The sequence below is a fragment of the Streptomyces sp. Rer75 genome (genome assembly GCF_013414305.1).
In the GTDB taxonomy this organism is placed as follows: domain Bacteria; phylum Actinomycetota; class Actinomycetes; order Streptomycetales; family Streptomycetaceae; genus Streptomyces; species Streptomyces himastatinicus.
Genome location: NZ_CP058693.1, coordinates 1,153,003 through 1,175,533 on the forward strand (window position 1 = coordinate 1,153,003; position 22,531 = coordinate 1,175,533).

Sequence of the window (22,531 nt, forward strand, 5' to 3'; positions counted from 1 at the left end):
ATCCGCTGAACACCGCCATAGTAGCGATCATTCGATCAGGGGCGGCGGGGGCGTCGTCACGCATCGGGCGGGAAGCCGTCGGGAAAGCCATCAGGGGGGTAGCGGCGCATCAGCCACTCGGCCTGCACCTCCAGGACACGCTGCTTGCGCCGACCGGCGCGGACCATCAGGATCAGCGCCACTTCCAGGAAGACGAAGAAGGCGATCGGCACCAGCAGCACCGGCTTGCCGGTCAGTATCAGCTGCACCACCAGCCAGATGGCGACGAACGGTACCACCGCCATGGCCGGGACCAGCTTGACCGGGCTGCGCTCCCGCTCGATCATCTCGGCGTGGTTCCGGGCGGCCCGGGCGCTGCGGTCGTGGAAGGCCGGGTGCCGGGCGGCCACCTCGAAGGGGGTGCCGGGCGGCACCGCCTCCCGCTGCGCCCCGGCGTCGTGGTCCGGTACGAAGACGCGGTAGCGGACCGACTTGGAGCCCCGGGTGCGATGGTGGCGGTAGCCATACGCGGTGGCCAGCTGGACGGCCTGGTCGGGGCGGAGTTCGGTGGTGGAGATGTCCACTTCGGGCCGCCCGTCGAAGAGATGGGCGTAGTGGCCGGGCAACTCCCGCCGCGCCTGGGCCACCCGCTTCGACAACATCCCTCGCACCGCGGCCACGTCTCACCTCTTGCTGCACCCTGCACGACCGGCTGACCGGGCACACGCTACCTGCGCGGTGGTTGGGCCGTATCAGCAGGTCAGAGGTGGTCGAAAACCGCTCGGCATAGTGTCATACGTCAGGAAACCGACGATGACGGCCGGGCAGCGGGCCTGGGCGCGGGGACCGTACGGTCTACGCGGCTTCGGGCCCGCCGGGCGGCCGCCCGGCCCGGCCCTCTCCCCTATAACGGCTCTGTCCCCTATACCGAGCCTCTCCCCTCTTACGGTCCTCTCCCCTATACCTGTCCCCTCCTATAGAGAGGACAGAAGCAGAGAGGACAGGAGCAGAGGGGACAGGAGCAGAGGGGACAGGAGCAGAGGCAAGACGCAGAGAAGGCAGAAGACGTAGAGAGGGGAGACGGCCCGGGGCGGAACCCGCTTCGCCGTCACCGTCCGGTGGGAGACCCCGGCCACCCGGGAGCAGCCGGACCACCGCGGCGCCCGTCCCCTCCTCGGCGGGCTCGTGGGGCGCGGACTCCTGTCGCGTCGGGGTTCGGTCCCAGGCCGGTGGGAGCACCGTCGGTTTCCGCGCGGGTCGGTTTCCCGGGACGGTCCGCGAAACACTGGTCACCGGCGTCGGGTTCATCGCGGTCGCTCGCACGGCTTGGGCCCTTCCAGTCGTGGTGATGACGAGGGGTTCTCCCTGCCGTACGTACGCCGGCGCCGCCGTGCTCAACGCGGCGGAAAAAAACTTTGAGCGATGCGGAACCAGGGGCGGAACCACGCTCCCAACACGCGGGCGCGGAGGGTACCAACGGGTAGAGATCTCTGTCCCGGCTTTATTCACTAGTGATGAGGTCTCCACGACCGTGCCACACCAGGCACTAGCGTCCGGTGTCACTCCGAAGCAAGGAGGGCGCTGTGCGATCAGCAAACCTGAGCAGATCCATCGCATCCAGCCGTACGATCGGCAGCGGGCTCATCATTGGTGCGCTCGCCGTTACGCTCGCGGCAATTCTCATCCCCGTGAGCCTGTTCAGCTCGAGCAGCGCCGCGGTACTGCCCAACGGTGTCTCGGACGACGGCGGAGGGACGGTCACCACCCAGTACGGACCGCTCACGCCGACCGATCGGGACTTCGTACGCAAGGTCAAGCTCGCCGGCCTCTGGGAACTCCCCTCCGGACGGATGGGCAAGGAACGCGGGACCTCGGAGGCCGTCAAGACCGCGGGCCAGCACCTCATCGACGGCCACACCGAACTCGACCGCCGTACGAACGAAGTCGCCCAGGCCCTGGGCGTCAGCCTGCCCACCCAGCCCAACGACCAGCAGCAGGGCTGGCTGAACGAGATGTCCCAGGCACCGAGCAGCGCAGAATTCGAGCGTTTGTTCGCGCAATTCCTGCGAAGTGCCCACGGGAAGGTGTTCAATCTGGTGGCGCAGGTTCGTGCCCAGAGCAAGAACTCCATGGTCAGGTCTCTGGCCACCAGGGCCAACACCATCGTTCTCGACCACATCACGGTCCTCGAGGACACCGGGCTTGTCGACTACGACGCCCTCTAACGACTAAGTGAAGTGATCTCATGAGGCAACAGACCCACAAGCGCGGGCGGTTCAAGAACAAAACGGTCGCCATCGTCGCCGCACTGGCACTGGGTGGCGGCGGGGCTGCGATCATCACCGCCAACGCATCAGCAAGCGGGGACAACAACAACTCCGCTCAAGGTGGCGCCGTATCCGCCAAATCCGCCGGTGGCACGATCAGCTGCCCCGACGTGAGCCAGAAGCTGAGCGGCGATGTGCCGAAGGGTTCCCAGGCCCAGGTCGCCAAGGGCCTCGGTGAGCTGGACAACCAGGTGGCCACCGCCTACCAGCAGATGAACAAGGGCCAGGCCTCGGGCGACGAAGTCCTGAGCAAGCTCAACGACCAGCGCCAGCAGACGCTCAGCCAGATGGGCCAGGCGATGGGCCAGGGCGGCGGGGAGAACTCCCAGCTCCAGAGCATGAGCGAATGCAAGATGCAGCAGGTCGCGCAGCAGGCGGGCCAGCAGGACGGCCAGCAGCAAGGCGGTGAACAGCAGCAGGGCCAGCAGGGCGGCGACCAGCAGCAAGGCGGCGACCAGCAACAGGGCGGCGAGCAGCAGGGCGGCGACCAGGGCGGCCAGCAGCAGGGCGGCGAGGGCGCCAACGAGGTGCCCGGCAACGCCGGCGGCCAGGCGGGCAACGGCCCCTCGCAGGACGACTTCGTCGACATCACCCAGGTGCAGCCGAACGCCGAGCAGGCCCCGCAGGCCAACGGCAACGGCTCGACCGGCACCTTCACCTCGGAGTGCGGCGTCGGCGAGGCGGGCCTGCGCAACAGCGACAACGTCATCGTCGCCCCCGGCGTGTCCAACGGCGCCCACCACATGCACGACTACGTGGGCAGCGACAAGAACGACGCCTTCGCCAACAACCAGACGTTCGAGCAGGGGGGCACCTCCTGCGCCAACCAGGATGACAAGTCGACTTACTACTGGCCGGTGGTCCGCCTCCAGGACGGCAAGGACGAGGCCGACGCCAACGAGCTCGGCGGTGGCCAGGAAGGCAACGTCGGCACGATCCTGACTCCCAAGGAGTCCAAGATCGAGTTCAAGGGCAACGCCCAGAGCAAGGTCGAGGCCATGCCGAAGTTTCTCCGGATCATCACCGGTGACGCCAAGGCCTTCACCAATGGCGATGCCAACGCCAACGCCGCCTGGAGCTGCTCCGGCTTCGAGGACCGTCAGCTGACGGACAAGTACCCGCTCTGCCCCGAGGGCAGCGACCTGCTGCGCATCTTCGACTTCCAGGGTTGCTGGGACGGTCAGAACATCGACAGCGCCAACCACCGTGACCACGTGGCCAACGCCAACGATGACGGTTCCTGCCCGCAGGGCTTCAAGGCCATCCCGCAGCTGGTGAACACCATCAGCTACGAGAACCCGGGTGACACCCCGTTCGCCGTGGACGGCTTCCCTGAGCAGTTGCACAAGCCCATCACCGACCACGACGACTTCATCAACGTGATGTCGGAAGAGCTTATGAACAAGGCTGTGGACTGCATCAACAGCGGTCAGCAGTGCAAAAACTGATGGCAGGTGATCACCTGGCGCGCGCCGGCCGCAAGGCGCGCGCCGCGCTGCATCGCACCACCGGGCCGCGGGTGACGCGGCCGCCGACGACACCGCCGGGGACCATCCCGGCCACCCCGGCCACCCCGACCGTCCGGTCCTTCCCGCCACCCGGGAGCCGGGCGGTCCGTGCGTGCGGGGGGTCTGCGCCACCGGCGCCGGTGCGCCCTCCGACCAGGAGCTGACCCGTCGGCTCAAGGAGGAGTACGCGTCGGGCGCCACCAGCCCGGCCTCGGGCGACATCCTGTACCGCCGCCACCACCAGGCGACGCTCGCGTACGCCCGGACCTGCTGCCGGGCGCTCCATGACGCCGAGGACCTGGCCTCCGAGGCGTTCATCCGCACGTTCCAGGCGGTCAGGGCGGGCGGCGGCCCGCGCGGGCCGTGGCGGCCGTATCTGCTGACCGTCGTGCGGCACACGGCGCTGGAATGGTGCGAGGGCGAGCGCCGGATCCTGCTGACCGCGGACTTCGAGTCCTGGCGGCAGCACGCCCCCATGGCCGACCCCCAGTGGCACGTGGTGGCGCGCGAGGACCGTCAGCTGCTCGTGCGCGCCTTCCGCAGGCTTCCGGAGCGCTGGCAGACCGTGCTGTGGCACACCCTGGTCGAGGAGGAACCCCCGCAGCGCGTGGCGTCGTTATTGGGCATCTCCCCCAGCGGGGTCACCTCACTGGCCTTCCGCGCCCGTGAGGGGCTGCGGGAGTCGTATCTCCAGGCCCATCTGGAGTCCGCGGCGAACGACCGCTGCCGCCACTTCAGCGCCATGCTCGGCGCCTCGGTGCGGCGCGGCGGGGTGCGTGGCCACGCGCTCGCGCGCCATCTGGCCGAGTGCGCCTTCTGTGCCCACGCGTACAAGGAACTGCTGGGTCTCAACGCCGCGATGCGCACGGCGAACCCCACGGCGAACCGCACGGCGACGCCGTCCCTGCGCTGACGCACCGAACCACGCGGGCTCGCCGAGCACGCAGACTCACCGACCACGCACCGGACTGCCGACCGCGCCATCGCGATCGGCAGTCCTGGGTGGTGCCGGTGTGTTCGTCGGTGGTCAGAGTCCGTTGACGCGGGCCTCCCGGGCGATTCCCAGCGGACGGACGCCTGGGGCAGCGCCGGTGCGGGGTCGTCGGCTCACCCGGGACGCATGGCGCCGGATGCGGTCCATCTGCGCCATCAGCCTGCGGCCGCGCAACGCCATCTCCAACTCGAACCGTATTCGCGGGTCACGCAGGCCCGGGCCGAAGAGCTTCTCTATCTGGCGCAGCCGGTATCGCACGGTCTGCGGATGCACCTTCAGCGCCTTGGCGGCCTCGGGAGCGCCACCGCCCTCAAGCCAGGCCAGCAGGGTCATCTGGAGCCGTTCGCTCTGCCGGGGGGTCAGCCCGACCAGCGGCTTGAGCCAGCGCGCGGCCAGCGCCCTGACGAGGGACTCGTCCTGGAGCAGCAGCAGCATCGACAGGTGGTCGTCGACGAAGAGCACCCGGGGTTCGGGCCCGCCACGGCCGGGGGCCATGGTCAGCAGCCGACGGGCCCAACGGACCGATGACGCCGCGTCGTTCAGCGGCACCACATGGCCGACGGCGGCGGTCCGGCCGCGCAGCGCGGCTTCCAGTGCGCCACGGGTGCCGGGGTCCACGGGGGCTTCCCGGTCCGGGTCCCGTTCGCCGTCCTGGAGCCGCTCCGTGCCCTGGTCGGGGACGGGGTCGGAGTCCGCGTCCGGGTCGGGGATCAGCAGGCACAGCTCGTCGCCGACGGCACCGATGAGGGTGTCTCCCAGCACGGAGGCCAGTGGCGGTGCCTCGCCCGGAGTGGGCAGGGCGATGGCCTGGACCGTCTCCGGCAGCGGCCAGCGGGCCGCCCGGGACAGCTCGGCCAACGTCCGCTCGGATACCGAGACTTCGCCGACCAGGGCCTCGAACAGGTCGCGCCGGGCCCGCTCGGGCGGTATGTCGGTGGGCGTCTCCTCGCCGTAAGCGGCGTCGGAGAGGGCCGGTGTCCCGGCGCCCTCCTCGCCCGGCTTCCGGTAGCCGAGCGCCGCCAGGAGAGTCTGCTCGACTTCCCAGCGGACCTTTTCACGCTCAGTGTCCTCCAGAAGGTCGGCGAATCCCGGGATTCTGTGCCGGAGGTTCTCGATCACCTCGTCGGCCAGGGACGGGAGCTCATTGCGCAGCACGCGGGTCCACTCGCCACGGGGGCGGGACCAGATGCGGTTCACCAGTTCGCCCATCATTACCTCGTTCTTGCCGGGGGGAGGTCCGACCGTTGGGGGGTCGGTCGGACCCGTGGAGGTTGCCTCCGTCTCCGGCTCATCCGGTCCGGAAAGGGAGTCGAGGGTCCTCCGCTACCTCATAGAGGACCCCCGCCCCTACCGGTCCCGGCGCTTTGCCGGGTCTTTGCCATCGGGATGACAGTGGATCAGCCGAAGACGGTCTGGGCAGTGTTCATACACGAGAAGTTGTCACGTTACGACAAATCTTATGGAGATCACGTGTAGTTCCGAGAAGCTGCTGCCCCCAAGACGACTTTGACGTATCTCGTCATCCGCGCGGAACACGCGCGATCGGGAGGCTCCATGTCCATGTCCCAAACGCCTTCTCCCTCACAGGGGCGCCACGGGGGACGCCAAGCACCTGGAGGACGACGAGCCGCTCGCCGGACTCGGCGGGACCAGCCCGGTATCGGGTGGTCCCGGAACATCCGCATCTACGCTATCGTCGCGACCGTCGTGCTGTCCCTCATCGTGACGTACAACGCCGGCGCTTTCAGCCAGACTTTCGCGTTCCTCGACTTCGGCGCCGGGGTGCTCGCCCTGGTCTGCCTCAGCTCCGCGGTGCTGTGGGGGCTCGCCGCGACCGACCAACTGATCCTGCACTCGAACCACCGGCTCATCGCCCAGGGCATCCACCGGGCGGCCGCGGTCGCCGGCCTCCTGTTTCTCGGCCTTCACATCTGGGTGAAGGTCGCCGAGAGCCACACGAACGCAGCTTCGATCGTGTTACCGTTCGCTGACGCAAAGCAGCCGGTGCTGATCGGGCTCGGAACCATTGCCGGTTACCTCTTCGTCATCGCAGCGGTGACCGGAGCGGTCCGCAGCTCGTTCGCCGCCGCGGGCAACTCCCGCTGGCGGTACCGGTGGTGGCGGGCACTCCATGTGGGCGCCTACCCTGCCTGGGGCCTCGCGCTGGTCCATGGTCTGAAGGCCGGACGTGAGGCCAAGATCTGGGCGACGTACGGCTACATCGCGGCTCTGGCCGGGGTGGCCATCGCGCTGTGGATGCGGCTCGCAGCCCGGCGCAGCCAGGACGACGATCGAGGGGACGGCATCTCGGTGAGGAACCCGCCCGCCCGCGGCCTTCAGGAAGGCCGCACCCGGCGCGCCGCGCCCACCGTGCCGCGGCCCCGCTCGGCCGACTCGGGCCGGCGGGACGGTGCATCACTCGGTGCCTCCCGTGGGTGGGACCGGTGATCAAGACAAAACCCAGGCTGGCCTGTGTCGATCCGCCCCGGCTGCTGGCCGGGCTGGACGAGGCGTACCGGCTCGACCGGGTCGGCCACCTGACGGTGCACGGCACGATGCCCGCCCTGAGGGCGGACGAACTCGTCGCGCTCGCGGAGAACATCGATCTCCGCGGGCGCGGCGGGGCCGGTTTCCCCTTCGCCAAGAAGGTCAGCGCGGTCGTCGAGGCGGCCGGCCGCGCGGGCGGCCGTTGCAACGTGGTGGTCAACGGCAGTGAGGGCGAGCCGAGTTGTCTCAAGGACACCGCGCTGCTGCTGCACACCCCGCACCTGGTCATCGACGGTGCCACCCTGGCCGCCGAGGCGATCGGCGCCGAGGAGGTCGCCATCGCGGTGCACCGGGCGGACGTCGAGGAGTCACTGAACGCCGCCGTGGCCGAACGCGGCCCCAGCGGCGTCCCGGTGTCGGTCACCCTCACGCCCGACCGGTTCGTGGCCGGTGAGGGCGGTGCCGTCATCAACGGCATCAGCGGCGCCCCGGCCATCCCCAACGGCCGGAAGATCCGGTCCAGCGAGAACGGTCTCGGCGGGCTGCCCACCCTGCTGTCCAACACCGAGACCTATGCCCAGCTCGCCGTCGCGGCGCGGATGGGCGCCCTGCCGTACCGCTCGGTGGGGCTGCCCACCGAGCCGGGCACGACACTGCTGACGGTCGGCGGCAAGTACGTGATGGAGACGCCGACCGGAGTGCCGCTGACCTACGTCCTGGAGCTGTGCGGGCTCACCCCCGGCCAGGGCGTGCTGGTGGGCGGCTACCACGGCAAGTGGCTGGACCCGAAGAGCATCAACGCCACCACCATCTCGCGCGAGTCCATGAAGAAGCACGGCGCGCGGCTGGGTGCGGGCGCGGTGCTGCCCATCCCCGAGGACACCTGCCCGCTCGGCGAGACCTCGCGGGTGGCCCGCTGGCTGGCCGCCGAGACGGCCGGTCAGTGCGGTCCCTGCTTCATCGGGCTGCCCGCGCTCGCGGACGCGATCGGCCAGGTGGAGCGGGGTGGCGGGCAGTCGGCCATCGACAATGTGCGCGCGTACATCAACTCGGTGCGCAAGCGCGGCGCGTGCAGCCACCCCGACGGTACGGCCGGCTTCGTGACCACCGCGCTGGACGCGTTCCCCGAGGAGTTCGAGTCCCATGCACGCGGCGCGGGCTGCGGGCGGCCCACCATGGGTGTCCTGCCGCTGCCCGAGGAGTCCCAGCCGCTGGCCCTGCCGCCCGGGCCGACGTCCGCCCCGCCGCGCGGGGAGCGGCAGCAGCGGGGCCCGATGGAGAAGCTCCTGGTGGACTGGTCGCTGTGCCAGGGCCACGGGCTGTGCGCGGACATCCTGCCGCCCGAGGTGCTGACGCTCGGCATCGACGGATATCCGTCCTCCGCCCGGATGGATGTGCCCCGTCAGCTGCGCGGACAGGCGGTGCGCGCGGTGCGCCGGTGCCCCGCGCTGGCGCTGCGCATCGAGGAGTAGCCCGCCTTCGAAGTCCCCCTCCCGCGACGGCCGTTGCGCAACGGCCGTCGCTTGTTTGTGCGCCCTCGTATCCAGCGTTTTTTGCGTCTGGTGACAAATTTTTAACTGGCTGAACGTCCCTCGGCGCGGGCTCCGTATGGGCATGGTGTCGGCGCCTTCACCGCCGGACACCGATAAGGATTTCGCAGGGAGTGGTCATGGAGAAGCGGCGTCAGATCGCATTCGCGGGAGTGTCCGCGGCGATGGTCATGCTGACGGCGGCGTGTGGCAGCAATGACACCTCCGCGGGCAGCGCGAACGTCCAGCCCGTGGGTGGCAGCAGCCAGACGGCGAGTGCGGGTGCTTCGGCGTCGGCGGGTGCGGGCGCGGCGGCCGCGGGGGCCGGCGCGACCGGCGGGTACGGTGACACCGGCGCGGCGGCGGGCAGCGGCGAGGCGGGCAGCGGGAGCAAGACGGGCCCGGCGAAGGAGCTCGCGGTCAAGAGCGACGCCAAGCTCGGCAAGTTCGTCTCCGACAGCGCCGGTATGACCCTCTACCGGTTCGACGAGGACACCCCGAAGCCGGCCAAGTCCAACTGCAACGACGCGTGCGCCACCAAGTGGCCGCCGGTGCCCGCGGACGACGCCACGGCCGGTGCGGGCATCGACTCCAAGAAGCTCGGCAAGGTCAAGCGCGCCGACGGCAGCGAGCAGCTGACCCTGGAGGGCTGGCCGGTCTACCGCTACGCGGGCGACACCAAGGCGGGCGACACCAAGGGCCAGGGCGTGGGCGGCACCTGGAACGCGCTGGCCCCGGACGGGAAGCCGGCCGGCAAGAAGGCCGGTGGCGGCGCCCTGGAGCTGATGGTCAACAACAACGCCGACCTCGGCAAGATCATGGTGAACGGCGAGGGCATGACCGTCTACCGGTTCGACAAGGACAGCGCGTGGCCGATGAAGACGGCCTGCGTCGACGCCGCCTGCCTGGACAAGTGGAAGCCGGTCAAGGCCATCGACACCACCAAGGTCTCCGGGGTGGACGCCTCGAAGGTGACCTCCTTCACCCGCCCCGACGGCACCAAGCAGGCCGCCTTCGACTGCTGGCTGCTCTACACCTTCGCCGGGGACAAGAAGCCCGGCGACACCAACGGCCAGGGCGTCAAGGGCACCTGGTTCGCGCTCGACGACAAGGGCAAGAAAGTGACCCAGTAAGACGGCATGATGGTCCATCCCGACGGGGGCCCGGAGCGGCGGCGCTTCGGGCTCCCCGCCGGACGTCGACGGGAGGGTTGAAGTGTCACGCGTACTCCGTGCCGCGGCGCTCGGTGCGGCATTGCTCTGTGCGGGCGGCCTGGTGAGCGGCTGCGGCGGAAGCAGCCATGCGGACGGCAAGAAGAAGGAGAAGGCGCACGCCGCCAAGGAGCTGGGGAAGCCGGGCAAGCCCGCGGCTCTGACGCAGATCGCCGACGCCATCGGCTGCAAGGCGACCATCGTCACCGAGGCGGACGAACTGCGCCAGGGCTCCTGCCAGTCCAGCAAGGGCGACCGGTACACCATGGTCACCTTCGCCACCGCGAAGGGTCAGAAGGACTGGCTGAACACCTCGAAGGACTACGGGGGCATGTATCTGGTCGGCGCCCGCTGGTCGGTCACCGGTCAGTCCTCGGGATCCCTCAAGCCCCTGCGCGCGAAGCTCGGCGGGGCCATCGAGCAGGGCTCGGTGCACCACGGTGGGTCGAAGTCCCAGGGCGGTTCCGGGTCCCACGACGGGGGCATGAAGCACGACGGGATGAAGATGGACTGACCGGTGCCCGGACCCTCGCTCGGGGCTCAAGCCGCCCGGGAATCGGCCCACTTGAGCAGATCGGGGTCGGCGAGCGTGGAGACCCACAGATCCACCGGCGGACGTTCGTCGACGGGTTTGCGCGGTCCCACGCCGAGCACCCTCAGCCCGGCCCGGGAGGCGGACAGGAAGCCGCAGTGGGAGTCCTCCACCGCGAGCGCGTCACCGGGGGCCGCACCGCACAGGCGGGCGGCCGCCAGATACACATCGGGGTGGGGTTTGGGCCGCACTTCCCCGCCGGGGACCAGCACATGGTCGAAGTAGCGCAGCAGCCCGGCCTTGGAGAGCCCGTCCTCGACCACGTCGCGCGGGCAGTTGCTCGCCACGGCCAGCGGTGCGAACGCCGCCGCCTTGTGGACGAGTTCGGCCGCACCCGGCATGGTGACCGGGTTTTCCGCGACCAGTCTGCGGAATGCGCTCAGCAGCTGCCGGGTCATCTCGTCGGCGAGATCGGGAAGTCCGGCGAATTCGGCCATCATGCGGCCGCATTCGGTGTAGTGGAGGCCCTTGGTGCGCCGCGCGAACTCCTCGTCGCAGACGGCCCCGTAGTCCGCGAGCACCACTTCGCGAGCCTCTTCCCAGTGCCGTTCGGAGTCCATCAGAGTGCCGTCACAGTCGAAGACGATGGCGGCGGGGGTCCATGCGAGAAGCGTTTCTGCTGTCATCTGCCTGCCGTTCCAGGAGAGATGGGGGAATCGGCGCAGGGTGTGCCTGTAGCCACGGGGAGCAGCGCGGTGAATTTCTGGGCGGGCGCTGCGCGCGGAATGCCGGATGCGGCATGGGAAAGCCGTACAGGCGGAGAATTGCCTGCCCGAAACATAACGATCACTACGTTAGTGAGATGACTCCAGGTAAGCAAGGTGTCACCGAGCGTCGGCGATTTGTTCGTCGCTCAGTACGTTCGTAGCTCGCTGTGTTCGTCGCTCGGGGCGTTCGTCGTCCTGGTGTGCGGTCAGCCGTACTGGAGCACACCGACCGCCGTGCAGATGTCCGCCTGGCGCAGCCGGAAGACACACGTTCTGCCGTGGGAGACGCACTCGACCACGGCGGGCGGATGGGACTCGGTGAACCGGATCGCCTTCATCCGGCAGGCCAGGGGCCGGATCAGCAGGCCCCCGGTGGCCAGCGCCGCGGCCTGCCGGGCGCCCTCCAGCAGCACCAGCCCCGGCACATGGTCGCTCCAGTGGTCGAAGAAGAACGGGTGGCGGGGGTCCGCGGGATCCAGGTACACCACTCCCCCGTCCCGCACCACCAGCACGTCCCGGGCCGCCGGCACGCCCAACTGCGCTGGTGAGGGCCGTACGGCGGCACGCAGTCGGCGCCTCGCGGTCTGGCCCGAGTGTGCGGAGCGGGTCTCCGCGTAGGCCGTGCCGTCGAGGAAGCGGGCGGTGCCCCCGGCCCGTGCGAAGATCCGGCCACCCGCCCACAGGCCGACGTCGAGCCGCATCCCGGACACGAACCGCCCGGTGGGCTGCGCGGTGCGGACGTCCGTCACCGCGATCCGGCAGGTGATGTCGGTCGCCCCGTGCGGGGCGCGGGGCTCGGCCTCCGGGTCGAGCCGGAAGGACAGGTCGCGGATCAGGAAGTGTGCGCCCGCGGGCACGGCGTAGTACCGGGTGGGGATGTAGATCCCCAGTTCGCGCAGCGTTTCGGCGATCATCAGCGGATGGTGCCGACCGTCCCCGCCGTGCGGGAACGTCGGATGGGACCGGGGCCACTGGGCGGCCGCCTCGAACCGTCCGTCACCCAGCGTACGGACGTCGGTGAGCAGCACCTCGGCCACCGAGACCCGGTGCACGGCCTCACGTGCCACGGTGCGGGACCAGCTGAGCGGCCGACCGGTGGGACCGGTCGGCTCCGAAAGGCCGCGAGCCTCGCGAACGATCACCATAAAATACTAATAATGTTTGACCTGTCTGTCCTCATCACCATCAGCGGCCGAAAGTCCGCTAAGTTCACTCCGTCACACCGGACCGGCTGATGAAGGACGACGAACACGTGCAAGAACGGGCCGAACAAACACGCCGGTCTCTTCTGGAAGCGGCCGCATCCCTTTTCGACGAACGCGGATACGCGGGAACGAGCATCAGCGACATCACCGCCCGTTCGGGTCACACCAGCGGCGCCATTTACTTCCACTACACCAGCAAGGAAAGACTCGCCCTCGCCGTGGTGCAGGAACACTTCGCCACCTGGCCGCCCCTGATCGACCGGCACACCGGGCTCCACGTGCCCGCCCTGGAGCAGCTCGTCCGGCTCAGCTTCGCGGTGGCCCGCGCCTTCCGCGATGACATCGTGGTACGGGCGGGGGCCCGGCTGTGGACCGAGCGCTCCCTGATCGCGGCACCCTTCCCGCCCCCGTTCATCGGCTGGATCGACGCCGTCGGGGCCATGCTGGAACGGGCCCACGGCGAGGGCGAGCTGGCCGCCCACGTCGATCCGCTGCCCGCGGCCCGGAGCATCGTGTGTGCCTTCTTCGGCCTGCACACGGTGTCCGAGGCCCTCGACGGGCGGCGGCTCGTCGAGGACCATCTGGGCGAACTGTGGACCCTGCTGCTGCCCTCGCTGCGGGCCGCCCCCGGACACCCCGGACACACCGCCGAGCTGCTGGCGGCGGCCCGGGGCGCGTGACCGGGGGCCGGGCTACTTCCAGATCTCGGCGACCCACTCCGGGTGGTCGATGAACGGGTTCCGGTTGTGCTGGAAGTCGTCGTAGATGACCTGGTTGCGCTTCTTCTCGAAGGCGTCCGGCGGGTCCTCGTCGTTCCACTTCTTCAGCACGGAGAGCCGTCCCATATAGGGCTGGCTGCCGTTGTCGACCTTGTCGTTGGGCTCCAGGTCGGGGAACCCCTCGCCACCCTCGTAGCGGACCGACATGTACAGGATCATCCGGGCCACATCGCCCTTGACCTGGTCACGGGGCTCGAAGGAGTCGTCGTCGGTGCGGTTGCCCGGCGCCTCCCCCACCTCCGAGCCGCCCTCGTCGAAGTCCTTGTTGCCACGCGTGCTGTTGACCGAGACGTCGGTCGGGCGCAGATGGTGGATGTCCGTGCCGGGCCCGGTGGACGTGCCGAAGTCGCCGTGCGACTTCGCCCAGACGTGTTCGCGGTTCCAGTCGTCGGCGTTTCCGCCGTTCGAGTCCTTGCTCTGGGACCGGCCGGTGTAGAGCAGGATGACGTTGGCGGAGTTGTCCGGGTCCTCGTCGGTCTTCTTGAGGGCGTCCCAGACCTCGTCGTACGAGAGCTTGCTGACGTCCCTGCTGATGATCTGGTTCAGGGCGTCCTTCAGCGGCTCCCCGGTCTTGCCTATCGCGTCCTTGTAGTACGTGTCGTCGTACGCCGTGCTGGTGGGTACCGCGGTGGCCGGGGTCTGCGCCGTGACGGCGACCGTCACGACGCCGGCCAGCAGTGCCAGGGATTTCCAGCGGGTCACACGGGTCATGTGTGGTGTCCTCTCCCCGATTTACGACCGTTGTTCGATCCCCGAAAGCGTGTCAGACACAGGATCGTCCAATGGTGAACATCATGAAGAGATTCCGTGTCAGGGCCATGACCGAATCAGGACCCTGGACCCGGCCGTCACAGCGAGGCGCCCCCGCACATCACCAGCGTCTGGCCGGTCACCGCACCGCCCTCCGGGCCCAGCAGGAACGACGTCAGCCCGGCCACCTCCTCGGGGCGTACGAGCCGACCGAGCGGCGGAAGGACGGGCGGGGTACGGCTGCGGCCCGGGTCCCGCAGCATCGGGGTGTCCGTCGGCCCCGGCGCCACCACGTTCACGGTGATCCCGCGCGGCGCCAGTTCGGCCGCCCAGGACCGGGCCAGGCCCGTCAGCGCCGCCTTGGTGGCCGCGTACTGGCTCTTGCCCGGGACGCCGGTCATCGTCCGGCTGCCCACCAGCACCACCCGGCCGCCGTCCCGGACCCGGTCCACCAGCGCGTCCGCCAGGACGGTCGCCGCCTGGACGTGGATGCGCCACATGAGGGACCCGTCCTCGGCGTCCAGTTCTCCCAGCCGGGCGGAGCGCTGGACGCCCGCCGCGTGCACGAGGGCGTCCAGCGGGCCGTCCTCGTCCATCGGGGTGAGCGCCTCCGGCAGCTCCTCCGGCCGGGCCAGGTCGGCCGGGAGCCAGCGCAGCCGGTCGTGCCCGTGCGGCGGGGCCGTACGGCTGATCCCGGTGACCCGCCACCCCTCGTCCAGCAGCCGGGTGGCGATGGCGGCGCCGATGCCGGAGCTGACGCCGGTGACCACGGCGTGACGGTGGCGGGGCTCGGCCGGGGGCTCAGTCATCGGCCGCCCAGTCCGGGCTGACGCGGACGTACTTGATGGCCTGGCGGTGGTACGTGTACGCGATGTGCAGCGTGCCGTCCGGGGTCTGCCGGATGGTGGGATACGACAGCTCCCGGTTGAGCCGGTCGCGTGAGTTGTTGGTCAGGCAGTGTCCGTCGCCCACGTCCAGATCGCGCCGTACGGGCCAGGTGCGGCCGCCGTCGGCGGACAGCGCGAGGGTCATCGGCGCCCGGGGCGCGCCCCAGAAGGCGCCGGCCGTGTCTTCTGGTTGCGCGGGTGCGGCGGCCGGGGAATCGCCCGCCTGTCCGTCGTCGTCGATCTCGTCGTACAGCGAGACCCGGCGGGCCGTCGCGTCCGCGCGGCTGCTGTGGTTGTACACCAACGCCAGCCGTCCGTCGCCGAGCGGGACGTACTGGACGGAGGAGTTGTTGTTGGGCAGCTCGGTGGGCTCCGGCTCGCTCCAGCTCTCCCCGCCGTCCGTGCTGTGCGAGCGGTACACCGCGTCGGCCCAGCGGCTGCGGAACAGGGCCAGCAGCGTGCCGTCCGGGAGCGGGTGGACGTTCATGTGCACACAGCCGGTGGAGCCCAGCACGGGCCGCTCCCGCCAGGTGCGGCCCTCGTCGTCGCTGAGCATCACCGCGCTGGTGTCATGGTCGCCGACCCACTTGGCGCCGGGGGTGGACACGCAGTGGAACACCGGCAGCAGCCACCGCCCGCCGTCCAGGACCGCGATCGGCTGACGGATGAACACCCCGCCCCCGCCGGTGGCCGGGAAGAGGGTGCGCGGCGCGCCCCAGGTGTCCCCGTTGTCGTCCGACACCCGGACCCGGACCTCCGCGGTGTCCTGGTTGCCCGCCTGCTGGGCGGTGTAGAGCAGCCACAGCTCACCGGCCGGGGTGGGGAACAGCAGCGGGTTCTGCTCCGAGCGCGCCGGATCGTCGGACAGCCGGACCGGCTCCGACCAGGTGTCGGAGCCGGGGGCCAGCCGGGAGAACCACACGGAGATGTCCGGCACGCCCTCCTGGGTGCCGCCGAACCATACGCAGCCGAGGTCGCCGCCGGGCAGCACGGTCAGGTTGGCGGCGTGGTTCTGGACGGCGGGTGCGGGCAGGAACGCCTCCTGGCGCGCCGGGTCGCCCGGCCGCGGCCGGAGCCGCCCGTCCGTCAGCGGTATCGCGGTGTCATGGTCGGCGGTCATGGCGCCGGGCTCCTCGTGGTGTGCGGTGGTACTGGTGTACGTCATCGGCCGGGGCTCCCCGCCCTGGCCCTCCCCCGGCACCCGGCCCCACGGGACACGCCCGGGGCGTTCGGGGGCCCGGGGGCGGGGCCCCCGGTTCGGGAAGGGGCGGGGTGGGGAAAGTCCACGGGCTTACCTGTTGTACGCGGGCATCGGGCCCCTCAGCCGGGCGCCCACCTCGTCGCACGCCGCCACCACGTCCTCCGGCAGCGGACCCGCGGCGGCCGCCGCCAGGTTGGCGCGCAGATGCTCGATCCGGGAGCCGCCCAGCAGCAGGGCGTCCACGCCATCGCGGCCCAGCAGCCAGCGCAGCGACAGGTCGGTCAGCGGGATGGACGCCTCGTCCGCGATCCGCCCCAGGTCGCGGACCGCCTCGAAGAGGCGGGGGTCCCAGTAGCGCTGCCGGTACATCGCGGCGAGCTTGGAGTCGCCGAAGCGGCCGGTCTCGGGGGTCTCCTCGAAGGCATGACGCCCCGTCAATAGGCCACCGCCCAGCGGGTTGTAGACCATCGTGCGCAGGCCACTGGTGGCCGCGTACTCCCGGTACTCCTCCTCGATGCGCCGGGCCAGCAGGTTGTACAGCTGCTGCGCCACCACCGGGCGCGGGGCGCCCACCCGGTCGGCGGTGTGGGTCAGTTCGGCGATCTGCCAGGCGGCGTAGTTGGAGACGCCGAGTGCGCGGACCTTGCCCTCGGCGACGAACTCGGCGACCGTGCTCAGCGTCTCCTCCAGCGGGGTCGCGCGGTCGGGCTGGTGGAGGTAGAAGAGGTCGACGTGGTCGGTGCCGAGGCGGCGCAGGCTGCCTTCGAGGGCCGCGCGCATGCCGCGCGCGGACAACGGGGAGTGCTCACCGGCGTCGGCGTGCGGCATCCCGGCCTTGGTGGCGAGGACGATCCGGTCGCGGCGGCCGGGCAGCAGCTCGGCGAGGAGGGTTTCGGTGACGCCCCCGACGTACGCGTTGGCGGTGTCCACGCCCGTCACCCCGGCGTCGAGCGCGGCGTCCAGCATCGCCTCGGCGCCCGCCCGGTCCACCGTGTCGCCGAAGGTCATGGTGCCCAGCACCAGCCGGGACAGCGGCACCGGGGCCCCGGGCACCGTCACCCCGCCGGGCGACGCCTGGGAGGTGGTGTGGGTCTGCGCGTGCGCGTTCACTGCGTTGCTCCTGATGTTCGGTGATGGTCCTGGCCATGGCCATGGTCCTGGTCGGTCACGATCGCGGACACCAGTGCGCGCGGTTTGCGCCCCCGCATCGTCGCCGGGTCGAGCGCCGCGCGCCGCAGCGCCCTGGTGTACGGCTCGGTGGGCGCGGCGAGCACGTCCGCGGTCGGTCCCGATTCGACGATCCGCCCGCCGCGCATCACCACCACCTCGGAGCTGATCTCGCGGACCACTCCGAGGTTGTGGGAGATGACGATGTAGGCGAGGTTCCGTTCGGCCTGGAGTTCGCGCAGCAGCTGGAGCACCTGGGCCTGTACGGAGACGTCCAGCGCGGACGTGGCCTCGTCGCAGACCAGCAGGTCCGGCCCGCTGGCCAGGGCGCGGGCGATGCCGATCCGCTGCCGCTGGCCACCGGAGAACTCGGCCGGGCGGCGCTGGAGGGCGCTGGTGGGCAGGCCCACCTGGTCGATCAGCTGGGCGGCCCGGCGGCCGCGTTCGGCGGCGGACCGCATCCCGGCCAGCCGCAGCGGCTCGGCCACGATCTCCTCGGCGGTCAGATGCGGGTCCAGTGAGCCGTACGGGTCCTGGAAGACCATCTGCACCCGGCGCCGCAGCGGCCGCAGCCGCCGCTCGGGCAGCGACGCGATGTCGGTGCCGTCGAGCAGGATGCGTCCCTCGGTGGGGCGCAGCAGCCGGACGAGGGAGCGGGCGATGGTGGACTTGCCGCAGCCGGACTCGCCGACGATGGCGAGCGCCCCGCCGGGCGCGACGGTGAAGCCGACGCCGTCCACCGCGCGGAACACACCGCCCGGGACCGGGTATTCGACAACCAGGTCCTCGACGGCCAACAGGGGTGTGCTCACAGCGACGCCTCCTTTGCGGAAGGAGCGGCAGGGGTCTCGTCCCAGGGGCCCAAGGTGGGGACGGCGGCGAGCAGATCGCGGGTGTACGCCTCGGCGGGGTGTTCCACGATCTGTTCGACGGGGCCGGATTCCACGAAGCGGCCGCCGCGCATGACGTGGATGCGGTCGGACACCAGCCGGGCCACCCCCAGATCGTGGGTGATCATGAGGATGCCGATGCCGGTGCGTTCCTGGAGTTCCATCAGCAGGTCGAGGACGCCCGCCTGGACGGTGACGTCGAGCGCCGAGGTCGGCTCGTCGGCGACCAGCAGCTCGGGGTCGGCTGCGAGCGCGATGGCGATGAGGACGCGCTGGAGCATGCCGCCGGAGAACTGGTGGGGGTAGGCGCCCCACCGGGTCTCGGGGCGGGGGATCCGTACCCGGCCGAGCAGTTCGATGCCCTGGGCGCGGGCGTCGGCGCGGGACAGCTCCGGGTGGCGGATGCGCAGCGCCTCGCCGAGCTGGCGGCCGATGGTGTGCACCGGGCTGAGCGCGGTCATCGGGTCCTGTGGGATGAGGGAGACGCCGCGGCCCCGGATCCGGCGGGCCGCGCGGGGGTCGGCGACGACGTCGACGCCCTGGATACGGGCGGTGCCGGACAGCACGGCCAGCCCCTCGGGCAGCAGCCGCAGCAGGCCCATCGCGGTGGTGGACTTGCCGGAGCCGGACTCGCCGATGAGGGTCACGGTCTCGCCCGCGGCGAGGGTGAAGCCGACGCCGTCGACCGCGCGGACCACGCCGCGGTCGGTGATCAGCTCGATCTGGAGGTCCTCGACCTCCAGCAGCGGGGCCTGTCGGTCGCTCGTCACGATCGCGTCGCTCATCAGGAGCCCTCCGTCGCACGTCGGCGGGTACGGTCGCGCAGCCCGTCGCCCAGCAGGTTGACCCCGACCACCAGCAGCGCGATGACGAGGCCGGGCAGGGTCACCAGCCACCAGGAGGTGGTGATGTAGTCCTGGCCGTCGGAGATGATGCGCCCCCAGGTGGCGAACGGCCGCTGGGGTCCGGCGCCGAGGTAGCTGAGCGCGCTCTCCAGCAGGACGGCCTGGGCGAGCAGCAGCAGGACGACCAGGGACGCCTGGCGGACGATGTTGGGGATGATGTGGCGGGCCAGGATGGCGATCTGGCGCAGCCCCAGCACCCGGGCGGCGGCCACGTACGGCTTCTCGCGTTCGACCAGCACCAGCGAGCGGGTCAGCCGGGCCACCTCGGGCCACTGGGCGATGGCGATCACGCAGGTGATGACGGTGACGGACGGGCCGAACAGGGCGACGACGAGCAGCAGCATCATCAGCAGCGGCAGCGACATCTGCGCCTCCAGCAGCCGGGAGACGATCGCGTCCACCCAGCGGCCGAAGTATCCGGCGGCGGCGCCCGCGACGATGCCGATGAGGCCGGAGACGAGGACGGCGAGCACACCGATCGACAGGGACACCTGGCCGCCGTGCAGCACCCGGGAGAGCAGGTCGCGGCCGAGCTGGTCGGTGCCGAAGAGATGGCCGTCGGTCAGCGGGGGGAGCCGGCGCCGGGAGAGGTCCTGGTCGTTCGCGCCGGGCAGCGGCAGCAGCTGCGCGAGGGCGACGGGCACCACCACCAACAGGGTGCACACCGTGCCCGTCCACAGCTTCAGGCTCGCGCTGCGGCGGCGCCGGGTGGCGGTCGCGCGGGCCAGGTCGCGGGCGGTGACCCGGCTGGGGCGGGCCGCGGGCGTGGCCTCGGCGGGGGCCGGGGGTTCGAGGGCGCCTTTCATGTCTCAGGCCGCCTTTCCCAGGCGTACCCGCGGGTCGAGCAGCGGGTAGGCCAGGTCGATGAGGAGTTGGACGAGGACCGCCAGCGCGGCGGTGACCAGGACGGTCGCCTGGATCAGCGGGTAGTCGCGGGTCTCCAGGGCGCGGACGACCAGCGAGCCGACACCGGGCCAGCCGAAGACCACCTCGACCACCACGACACCGTTGAGCATCGCGGCGAACCGGGTGCCGAGCGCGGTGAGCACCGGGATGGCGGAGTTGCCCATGGCGTAACGCCAGGTCAGGGCGCGCTCCGAGACACCGCGGGAGCGGGCCGTGGTGACGTACGGCGAACTGAGGGCCGCGACCATCTCGCGCCGCACCAGCCGGGAGATGAGCGCCATCTGAAGGGTCGCCACGGTGATGGTGGGCAGCACCAGGCCGCTCCAGGTGGTGAAGCCGGAGGCGGGCAGGACCGGCATCAGCACGGCGAAGACGGTCAGCAGCATGACGCCGATCCAGAAGTCCGGCATGGACTGTCCGGCGATGGTCAGCACATTGGCGCCGAGTTCGCGCTTGGTGTCGGCGCGGCGGGCCATCCACACCCCCAGCGGCACGGCGACCAGGGTGGTGAGCAGGATCGCGGAGAGGGCGAGGGTGATGGTGTAGGGGACCCGGTCGAACACCACGTCGAAGGCGGGGGCGTGGAAGGAGTAGCTGGTCCCGAGGTCGCCGGTGAACAGATCGCGCAGGAAGACGCCGTACTGGGTGAGCAGGCTCTGGTCCAGCCCGAACTGTTCACGGATCCGGGCGAGGTCCGCGGTGCTGGGGTTGGGTCCGGCCAGGGCGGCGGCCGGGTCGCCGGGTGCCATGCGCACCAGGACGAAGACGGTGGAGAGGGTCAGGAAGATGGTCAGGACGCTCTGGCCAAGGCGGCGTATCAGATAGCGCGGCACGGCTCAGCCCTCCAGGCGCACGGCGGCGAGGTCGTAGCAGTTGAGCTGGAGGAGCCGCACGTCCCGGACCCGGGAGCGGCGGGCCAGCACCACGTCGGGGACGAAGGCCCACAGGCAGGGGCGGGTGTTCCAGATCTCCTTCTGGACGGCGGCGAGCTTGGCGTTCCGCGTCTTCTCGTCGGTCTCGGCGGAGGCGTCGGCCAGCCGGTCGGCGATCTTCGGGAAGACGTAGCCCTGGTAGGTGTCGCGGGTCTTCTCCTTCTCCGGGGTGCCGCCGTACATGCCCTGGAGGCTGGTGCTGGCGTGTCCGGTGGGGACGGAGAAGCCGTTGCCGAGCACGTCCCAGTCGCCGCGGCGGCCCTGCCGCCACTGCTGGATGTCGCCGCCGGGTTCGAACTGCTGGAGCGTCGGGCGGACTCCGACGGCGCGCAGCATCTCCAGGACGGCTTCCATCACCGAGGTGTCGCCGGGGAACTCCCCGGACTCCCAGATGATCTTCACCTTGAGGTCACGGTGGCCGAGCGCGGCGAGCTGCTTGCGCGCCTTGCCGGGGTCGTGGACGTAACCGCCGGTGCGTATCGCGCCCTTGAGGGCCAGCGGGACCACGCCCTCGGCCTGCTGGGCCGATCCGGTGAGCACATCGTCGACGAGGGACTCCCCGTCGATGGCGTAGCTCAGCGCCTCGCGCACCCGCGGGTCGGCCAGCGGATGGCCGTGGGGCTTGCGGAAGTTGAAGAACAGCTGGTTGACGCGGGTGCCGGTTGTGCGGTCGAGGCGCACCCCGGGCAGCCCGCGCAACTGCTCGGCCGAGTCGGGGGTGATGGTGTCGATGACGTCCAGTTCGCCGCTGCGCAGGGCGACCACGCGGCTGGACTCCTCGGGGACGAAGCGGACCCGCACCCCTGGGGTGGCGGGGCGCCGTCCCCAGTACCGGTCGTTGGCGGCGAGCGCGTATTCACCGGTGCCGGAGTTCGCCGAGGTGACCACGTACGGACCGGAGCCGACGCCGCCGGACAGCTCCTCGGGCCGGTTCTTGGCGGCCGGGCTGATGAGGATGTTGGCCATCAGCTGGTCGAGGATGGGGACCGGGCGCTTGGTGTGCAGATGGAACGTGCGCTCGTCCACCGCCTCGAGGGCGGGCCGCTCGGGGAAGAGCCCGACGATGAACGAGCCGTTGACGCCCCAGTACATCTTCAGCGCGGTCGCCACGTCCTTGACGGTGACCGGGCTGCCGTCGGAGTAGCGCACCCCGTCCCGCAGCCGCACCGTCCAGCGGGTGGGCTCGGTCATCTCGAAGCGGTCGGCGAGCACCAGCTCCGGCAGGAGCCCCTTGCCCATCCGGGTCAGGCCCTGGCGGACCGCGCGCTGCACCGTGACGGCCGCGTCGAACTGGTTGAGCTTGTTGTCGAGGCTGACCAGGGAACGGTTCAGCCCCAGGCTGATGGCGCCGGGGCCGGGGCCACCGGTGGGGCCCGCGCACCCGGCGAGCGGGGCGAGGGCGAGACCTGCGGAGGCGCCCGCTCCGAGGCGGAGCATGGCCCGGCGGCTGATGTCCGGACCGCGGACGTCCGGACCGCTGCGGTCCGGGTCTTGGGGGATACGGGTCATCGTTGACCTCTCGGCGGTTCTGAGGCGAGCGACCGGCTCGCTCGACCCGCTCGGACCGGGGGCCGG

Annotated in this window: 21 protein-coding genes; 8 read left to right on the top strand and 13 right to left on the bottom strand. The window is 70.8% G+C overall.

Annotated elements, in window-relative coordinates; translation table 11 throughout:
* Window positions 1-56 precede the first annotated feature (56 nt).
* Window positions 57-659 carry a hypothetical protein gene (locus HYQ63_RS04235; RefSeq protein WP_179932579.1) on the bottom strand — a complete coding sequence of 201 codons (603 nt, stop codon included), beginning with the start codon at window positions 657-659 and terminating at the stop codon, window positions 57-59.
* A gap of 1,008 nt (window positions 660-1,667) precedes the next feature.
* Here HYQ63_RS04235 and HYQ63_RS04240 point away from each other — a divergent pair.
* The 3 genes from HYQ63_RS04240 to HYQ63_RS04250 all read left to right on the top strand — a co-directional run bounded on the left by HYQ63_RS04240 (window position 1,668) and on the right by HYQ63_RS04250 (window position 4,727).
* Window positions 1,668-2,204 carry a DUF4142 domain-containing protein gene (locus tag HYQ63_RS04240; protein WP_306664808.1) on the top strand — a complete coding sequence of 179 codons (537 nt, stop codon included), beginning with the start codon at window positions 1,668-1,670 and terminating at the stop codon, window positions 2,202-2,204.
* A 20-nt stretch (window positions 2,205-2,224) separates the two neighbouring features.
* The gene (locus tag HYQ63_RS04245) at window positions 2,225-3,754 is read left to right on the top strand and encodes a DUF1996 domain-containing protein (RefSeq protein ID WP_179932581.1); all 1,530 of its coding nucleotides are present in this window, start codon (window positions 2,225-2,227) and stop codon (window positions 3,752-3,754) included.
* Between the two features lie 172 nt (window positions 3,755-3,926).
* A complete protein-coding gene (locus tag HYQ63_RS04250) occupies window positions 3,927-4,727 on the top strand; it encodes an RNA polymerase sigma factor (RefSeq protein WP_257231594.1) in 801 nt (266 codons plus the stop codon).
* A gap of 114 nt (window positions 4,728-4,841) precedes the next feature.
* On the opposite strand, the gene HYQ63_RS04255 is transcribed toward HYQ63_RS04250, so the two are convergent.
* Entirely contained in the window at window positions 4,842-6,020 is a 1,179-nt protein-coding gene (locus tag HYQ63_RS04255; RefSeq protein WP_179932582.1) for a CdaR family transcriptional regulator, read from the bottom strand.
* Window positions 6,021-6,515: 495 nt separating this feature from the next.
* On the opposite strand from HYQ63_RS04255, the gene HYQ63_RS04260 reads away from it, so the two are divergent.
* The 4 genes from HYQ63_RS04260 to HYQ63_RS04275 all read left to right on the top strand — a co-directional run bounded on the left by HYQ63_RS04260 (window position 6,516) and on the right by HYQ63_RS04275 (window position 10,549).
* Window positions 6,516-7,256, top strand: a complete 741-nt coding sequence (locus tag HYQ63_RS04260) for a hypothetical protein (RefSeq protein ID WP_257231595.1) — start codon at window positions 6,516-6,518, stop codon at window positions 7,254-7,256.
* Window positions 7,253-8,767 (top strand): NADH-quinone oxidoreductase subunit NuoF family protein, encoded by a 1,515-nt coding sequence (locus HYQ63_RS04265; RefSeq protein WP_179932583.1) that lies wholly within the window; start codon window positions 7,253-7,255, stop codon window positions 8,765-8,767. Before HYQ63_RS04260 ends, HYQ63_RS04265 begins: the two co-directional genes overlap by 4 nt.
* Before the next feature lie 197 nt (window positions 8,768-8,964).
* Window positions 8,965-9,957, top strand: a complete 993-nt coding sequence (locus tag HYQ63_RS04270; RefSeq protein ID WP_179932584.1) for an SCO0930 family lipoprotein — start codon at window positions 8,965-8,967, stop codon at window positions 9,955-9,957.
* Window positions 9,958-10,039: 82 nt separating this feature from the next.
* Window positions 10,040-10,549, top strand: a complete 510-nt coding sequence (locus HYQ63_RS04275; protein WP_179932585.1) for a hypothetical protein — start codon at window positions 10,040-10,042, stop codon at window positions 10,547-10,549.
* A 26-nt stretch (window positions 10,550-10,575) separates the two neighbouring features.
* Here HYQ63_RS04275 and HYQ63_RS04280 read toward each other — a convergent pair whose 3' ends face one another.
* Both HYQ63_RS04280 and HYQ63_RS04285 read right to left on the bottom strand, forming a co-directional pair.
* Window positions 10,576-11,253, bottom strand: coding sequence for an HAD family phosphatase (locus HYQ63_RS04280; protein ID WP_179932586.1), 678 nt, complete (start codon window positions 11,251-11,253; stop codon window positions 10,576-10,578).
* Between the two features lie 287 nt (window positions 11,254-11,540).
* On the bottom strand, window positions 11,541-12,401 hold the full coding sequence (locus HYQ63_RS04285; RefSeq protein WP_257231596.1) for a ScbA/BarX family gamma-butyrolactone biosynthesis protein: 861 nt from the start codon (window positions 12,399-12,401) through the stop codon (window positions 11,541-11,543).
* Window positions 12,402-12,568: 167 nt separating this feature from the next.
* Between HYQ63_RS04285 and HYQ63_RS04290 the strand changes: the two genes are divergently transcribed.
* A complete protein-coding gene (locus tag HYQ63_RS04290; protein WP_179932588.1) occupies window positions 12,569-13,219 on the top strand; it encodes a ScbR family autoregulator-binding transcription factor in 651 nt (216 codons plus the stop codon).
* A 12-nt stretch (window positions 13,220-13,231) separates the two neighbouring features.
* Here the strand turns inward: HYQ63_RS04290 and HYQ63_RS04295 are convergent, their stop codons facing one another.
* From HYQ63_RS04295 to HYQ63_RS04335, 9 genes are all read right to left on the bottom strand, one after another.
* A complete protein-coding gene (locus HYQ63_RS04295) occupies window positions 13,232-14,029 on the bottom strand; it encodes an endonuclease I family protein (protein ID WP_179932589.1) in 798 nt (265 codons plus the stop codon).
* Window positions 14,030-14,166: 137 nt separating this feature from the next.
* Window positions 14,167-14,877, bottom strand: a complete 711-nt coding sequence (locus HYQ63_RS04300; protein WP_179932590.1) for an SDR family NAD(P)-dependent oxidoreductase — start codon at window positions 14,875-14,877, stop codon at window positions 14,167-14,169.
* Complete coding sequence (locus tag HYQ63_RS04305; protein ID WP_257231599.1) at window positions 14,870-16,120, bottom strand: exo-alpha-sialidase; 1,251 nt, start codon at window positions 16,118-16,120, stop codon at window positions 14,870-14,872. The genes HYQ63_RS04300 and HYQ63_RS04305 overlap by 8 nt, the downstream gene beginning before the upstream one ends.
* Window positions 16,121-16,246: 126 nt before the next feature.
* Window positions 16,247-17,266, bottom strand: coding sequence for an aldo/keto reductase (locus HYQ63_RS04310; RefSeq protein WP_218929543.1), 1,020 nt, complete (start codon window positions 17,264-17,266; stop codon window positions 16,247-16,249).
* Window positions 17,263-18,135 carry an ATP-binding cassette domain-containing protein gene (locus tag HYQ63_RS04315; RefSeq protein ID WP_179932591.1) on the bottom strand — a complete coding sequence of 291 codons (873 nt, stop codon included), beginning with the start codon at window positions 18,133-18,135 and terminating at the stop codon, window positions 17,263-17,265. Before HYQ63_RS04315 ends, HYQ63_RS04310 begins: the two co-directional genes overlap by 4 nt.
* Window positions 18,132-18,998 (bottom strand): ABC transporter ATP-binding protein, encoded by an 867-nt coding sequence (locus HYQ63_RS04320; RefSeq protein ID WP_179932592.1) that lies wholly within the window; start codon window positions 18,996-18,998, stop codon window positions 18,132-18,134. The genes HYQ63_RS04315 and HYQ63_RS04320 overlap by 4 nt, the downstream gene beginning before the upstream one ends.
* Window positions 18,998-19,924, bottom strand: a complete 927-nt coding sequence (locus HYQ63_RS04325) for an ABC transporter permease (RefSeq protein WP_179932593.1) — start codon at window positions 19,922-19,924, stop codon at window positions 18,998-19,000. The genes HYQ63_RS04320 and HYQ63_RS04325 overlap by 1 nt, the downstream gene beginning before the upstream one ends.
* A gap of 3 nt (window positions 19,925-19,927) precedes the next feature.
* Window positions 19,928-20,857, bottom strand: coding sequence for an ABC transporter permease (locus HYQ63_RS04330; RefSeq protein WP_179932594.1), 930 nt, complete (start codon window positions 20,855-20,857; stop codon window positions 19,928-19,930).
* Between the two features lie 3 nt (window positions 20,858-20,860).
* A complete protein-coding gene (locus HYQ63_RS04335) occupies window positions 20,861-22,465 on the bottom strand; it encodes an ABC transporter substrate-binding protein (RefSeq protein WP_179932595.1) in 1,605 nt (534 codons plus the stop codon).
* Between the last annotated feature and the right edge of the window lie 66 nt (window positions 22,466-22,531).

What these genes read in the sequence shown, in the direction of transcription:
- HYQ63_RS04245 (WP_179932581.1), top strand. Translation starts at nt 2,225, where the DNA reads ATGAGGCAACAGACCCACAAGCGCGGGCGGTTCAAGAACAAAACGGTC.
- HYQ63_RS04255 (WP_179932582.1), bottom strand. Translation starts at nt 6,020, where the DNA reads ATGATGGGCGAACTGGTGAACCGCATCTGGTCCCGCCCCCGTGGCGAG.
- HYQ63_RS04270 (WP_179932584.1), top strand. Translation starts at nt 8,965, where the DNA reads ATGGAGAAGCGGCGTCAGATCGCATTCGCGGGAGTGTCCGCGGCGATG.
- HYQ63_RS04280 (WP_179932586.1), bottom strand. Translation starts at nt 11,253, where the DNA reads ATGACAGCAGAAACGCTTCTCGCATGGACCCCCGCCGCCATCGTCTTC.
- HYQ63_RS04290 (WP_179932588.1), top strand. Translation starts at nt 12,569, where the DNA reads ATGAAGGACGACGAACACGTGCAAGAACGGGCCGAACAAACACGCCGG.
- HYQ63_RS04295 (WP_179932589.1), bottom strand. Translation starts at nt 14,029, where the DNA reads ATGACCCGTGTGACCCGCTGGAAATCCCTGGCACTGCTGGCCGGCGTC.
- HYQ63_RS04300 (WP_179932590.1), bottom strand. Translation starts at nt 14,877, where the DNA reads ATGACTGAGCCCCCGGCCGAGCCCCGCCACCGTCACGCCGTGGTCACC.
- HYQ63_RS04305 (WP_257231599.1), bottom strand. Translation starts at nt 16,120, where the DNA reads ATGACGTACACCAGTACCACCGCACACCACGAGGAGCCCGGCGCCATG.
- HYQ63_RS04320 (WP_179932592.1), bottom strand. Translation starts at nt 18,998, where the DNA reads ATGAGCGACGCGATCGTGACGAGCGACCGACAGGCCCCGCTGCTGGAG.
- HYQ63_RS04325 (WP_179932593.1), bottom strand. Translation starts at nt 19,924, where the DNA reads ATGAAAGGCGCCCTCGAACCCCCGGCCCCCGCCGAGGCCACGCCCGCG.
- HYQ63_RS04335 (WP_179932595.1), bottom strand. Translation starts at nt 22,465, where the DNA reads ATGACCCGTATCCCCCAAGACCCGGACCGCAGCGGTCCGGACGTCCGC.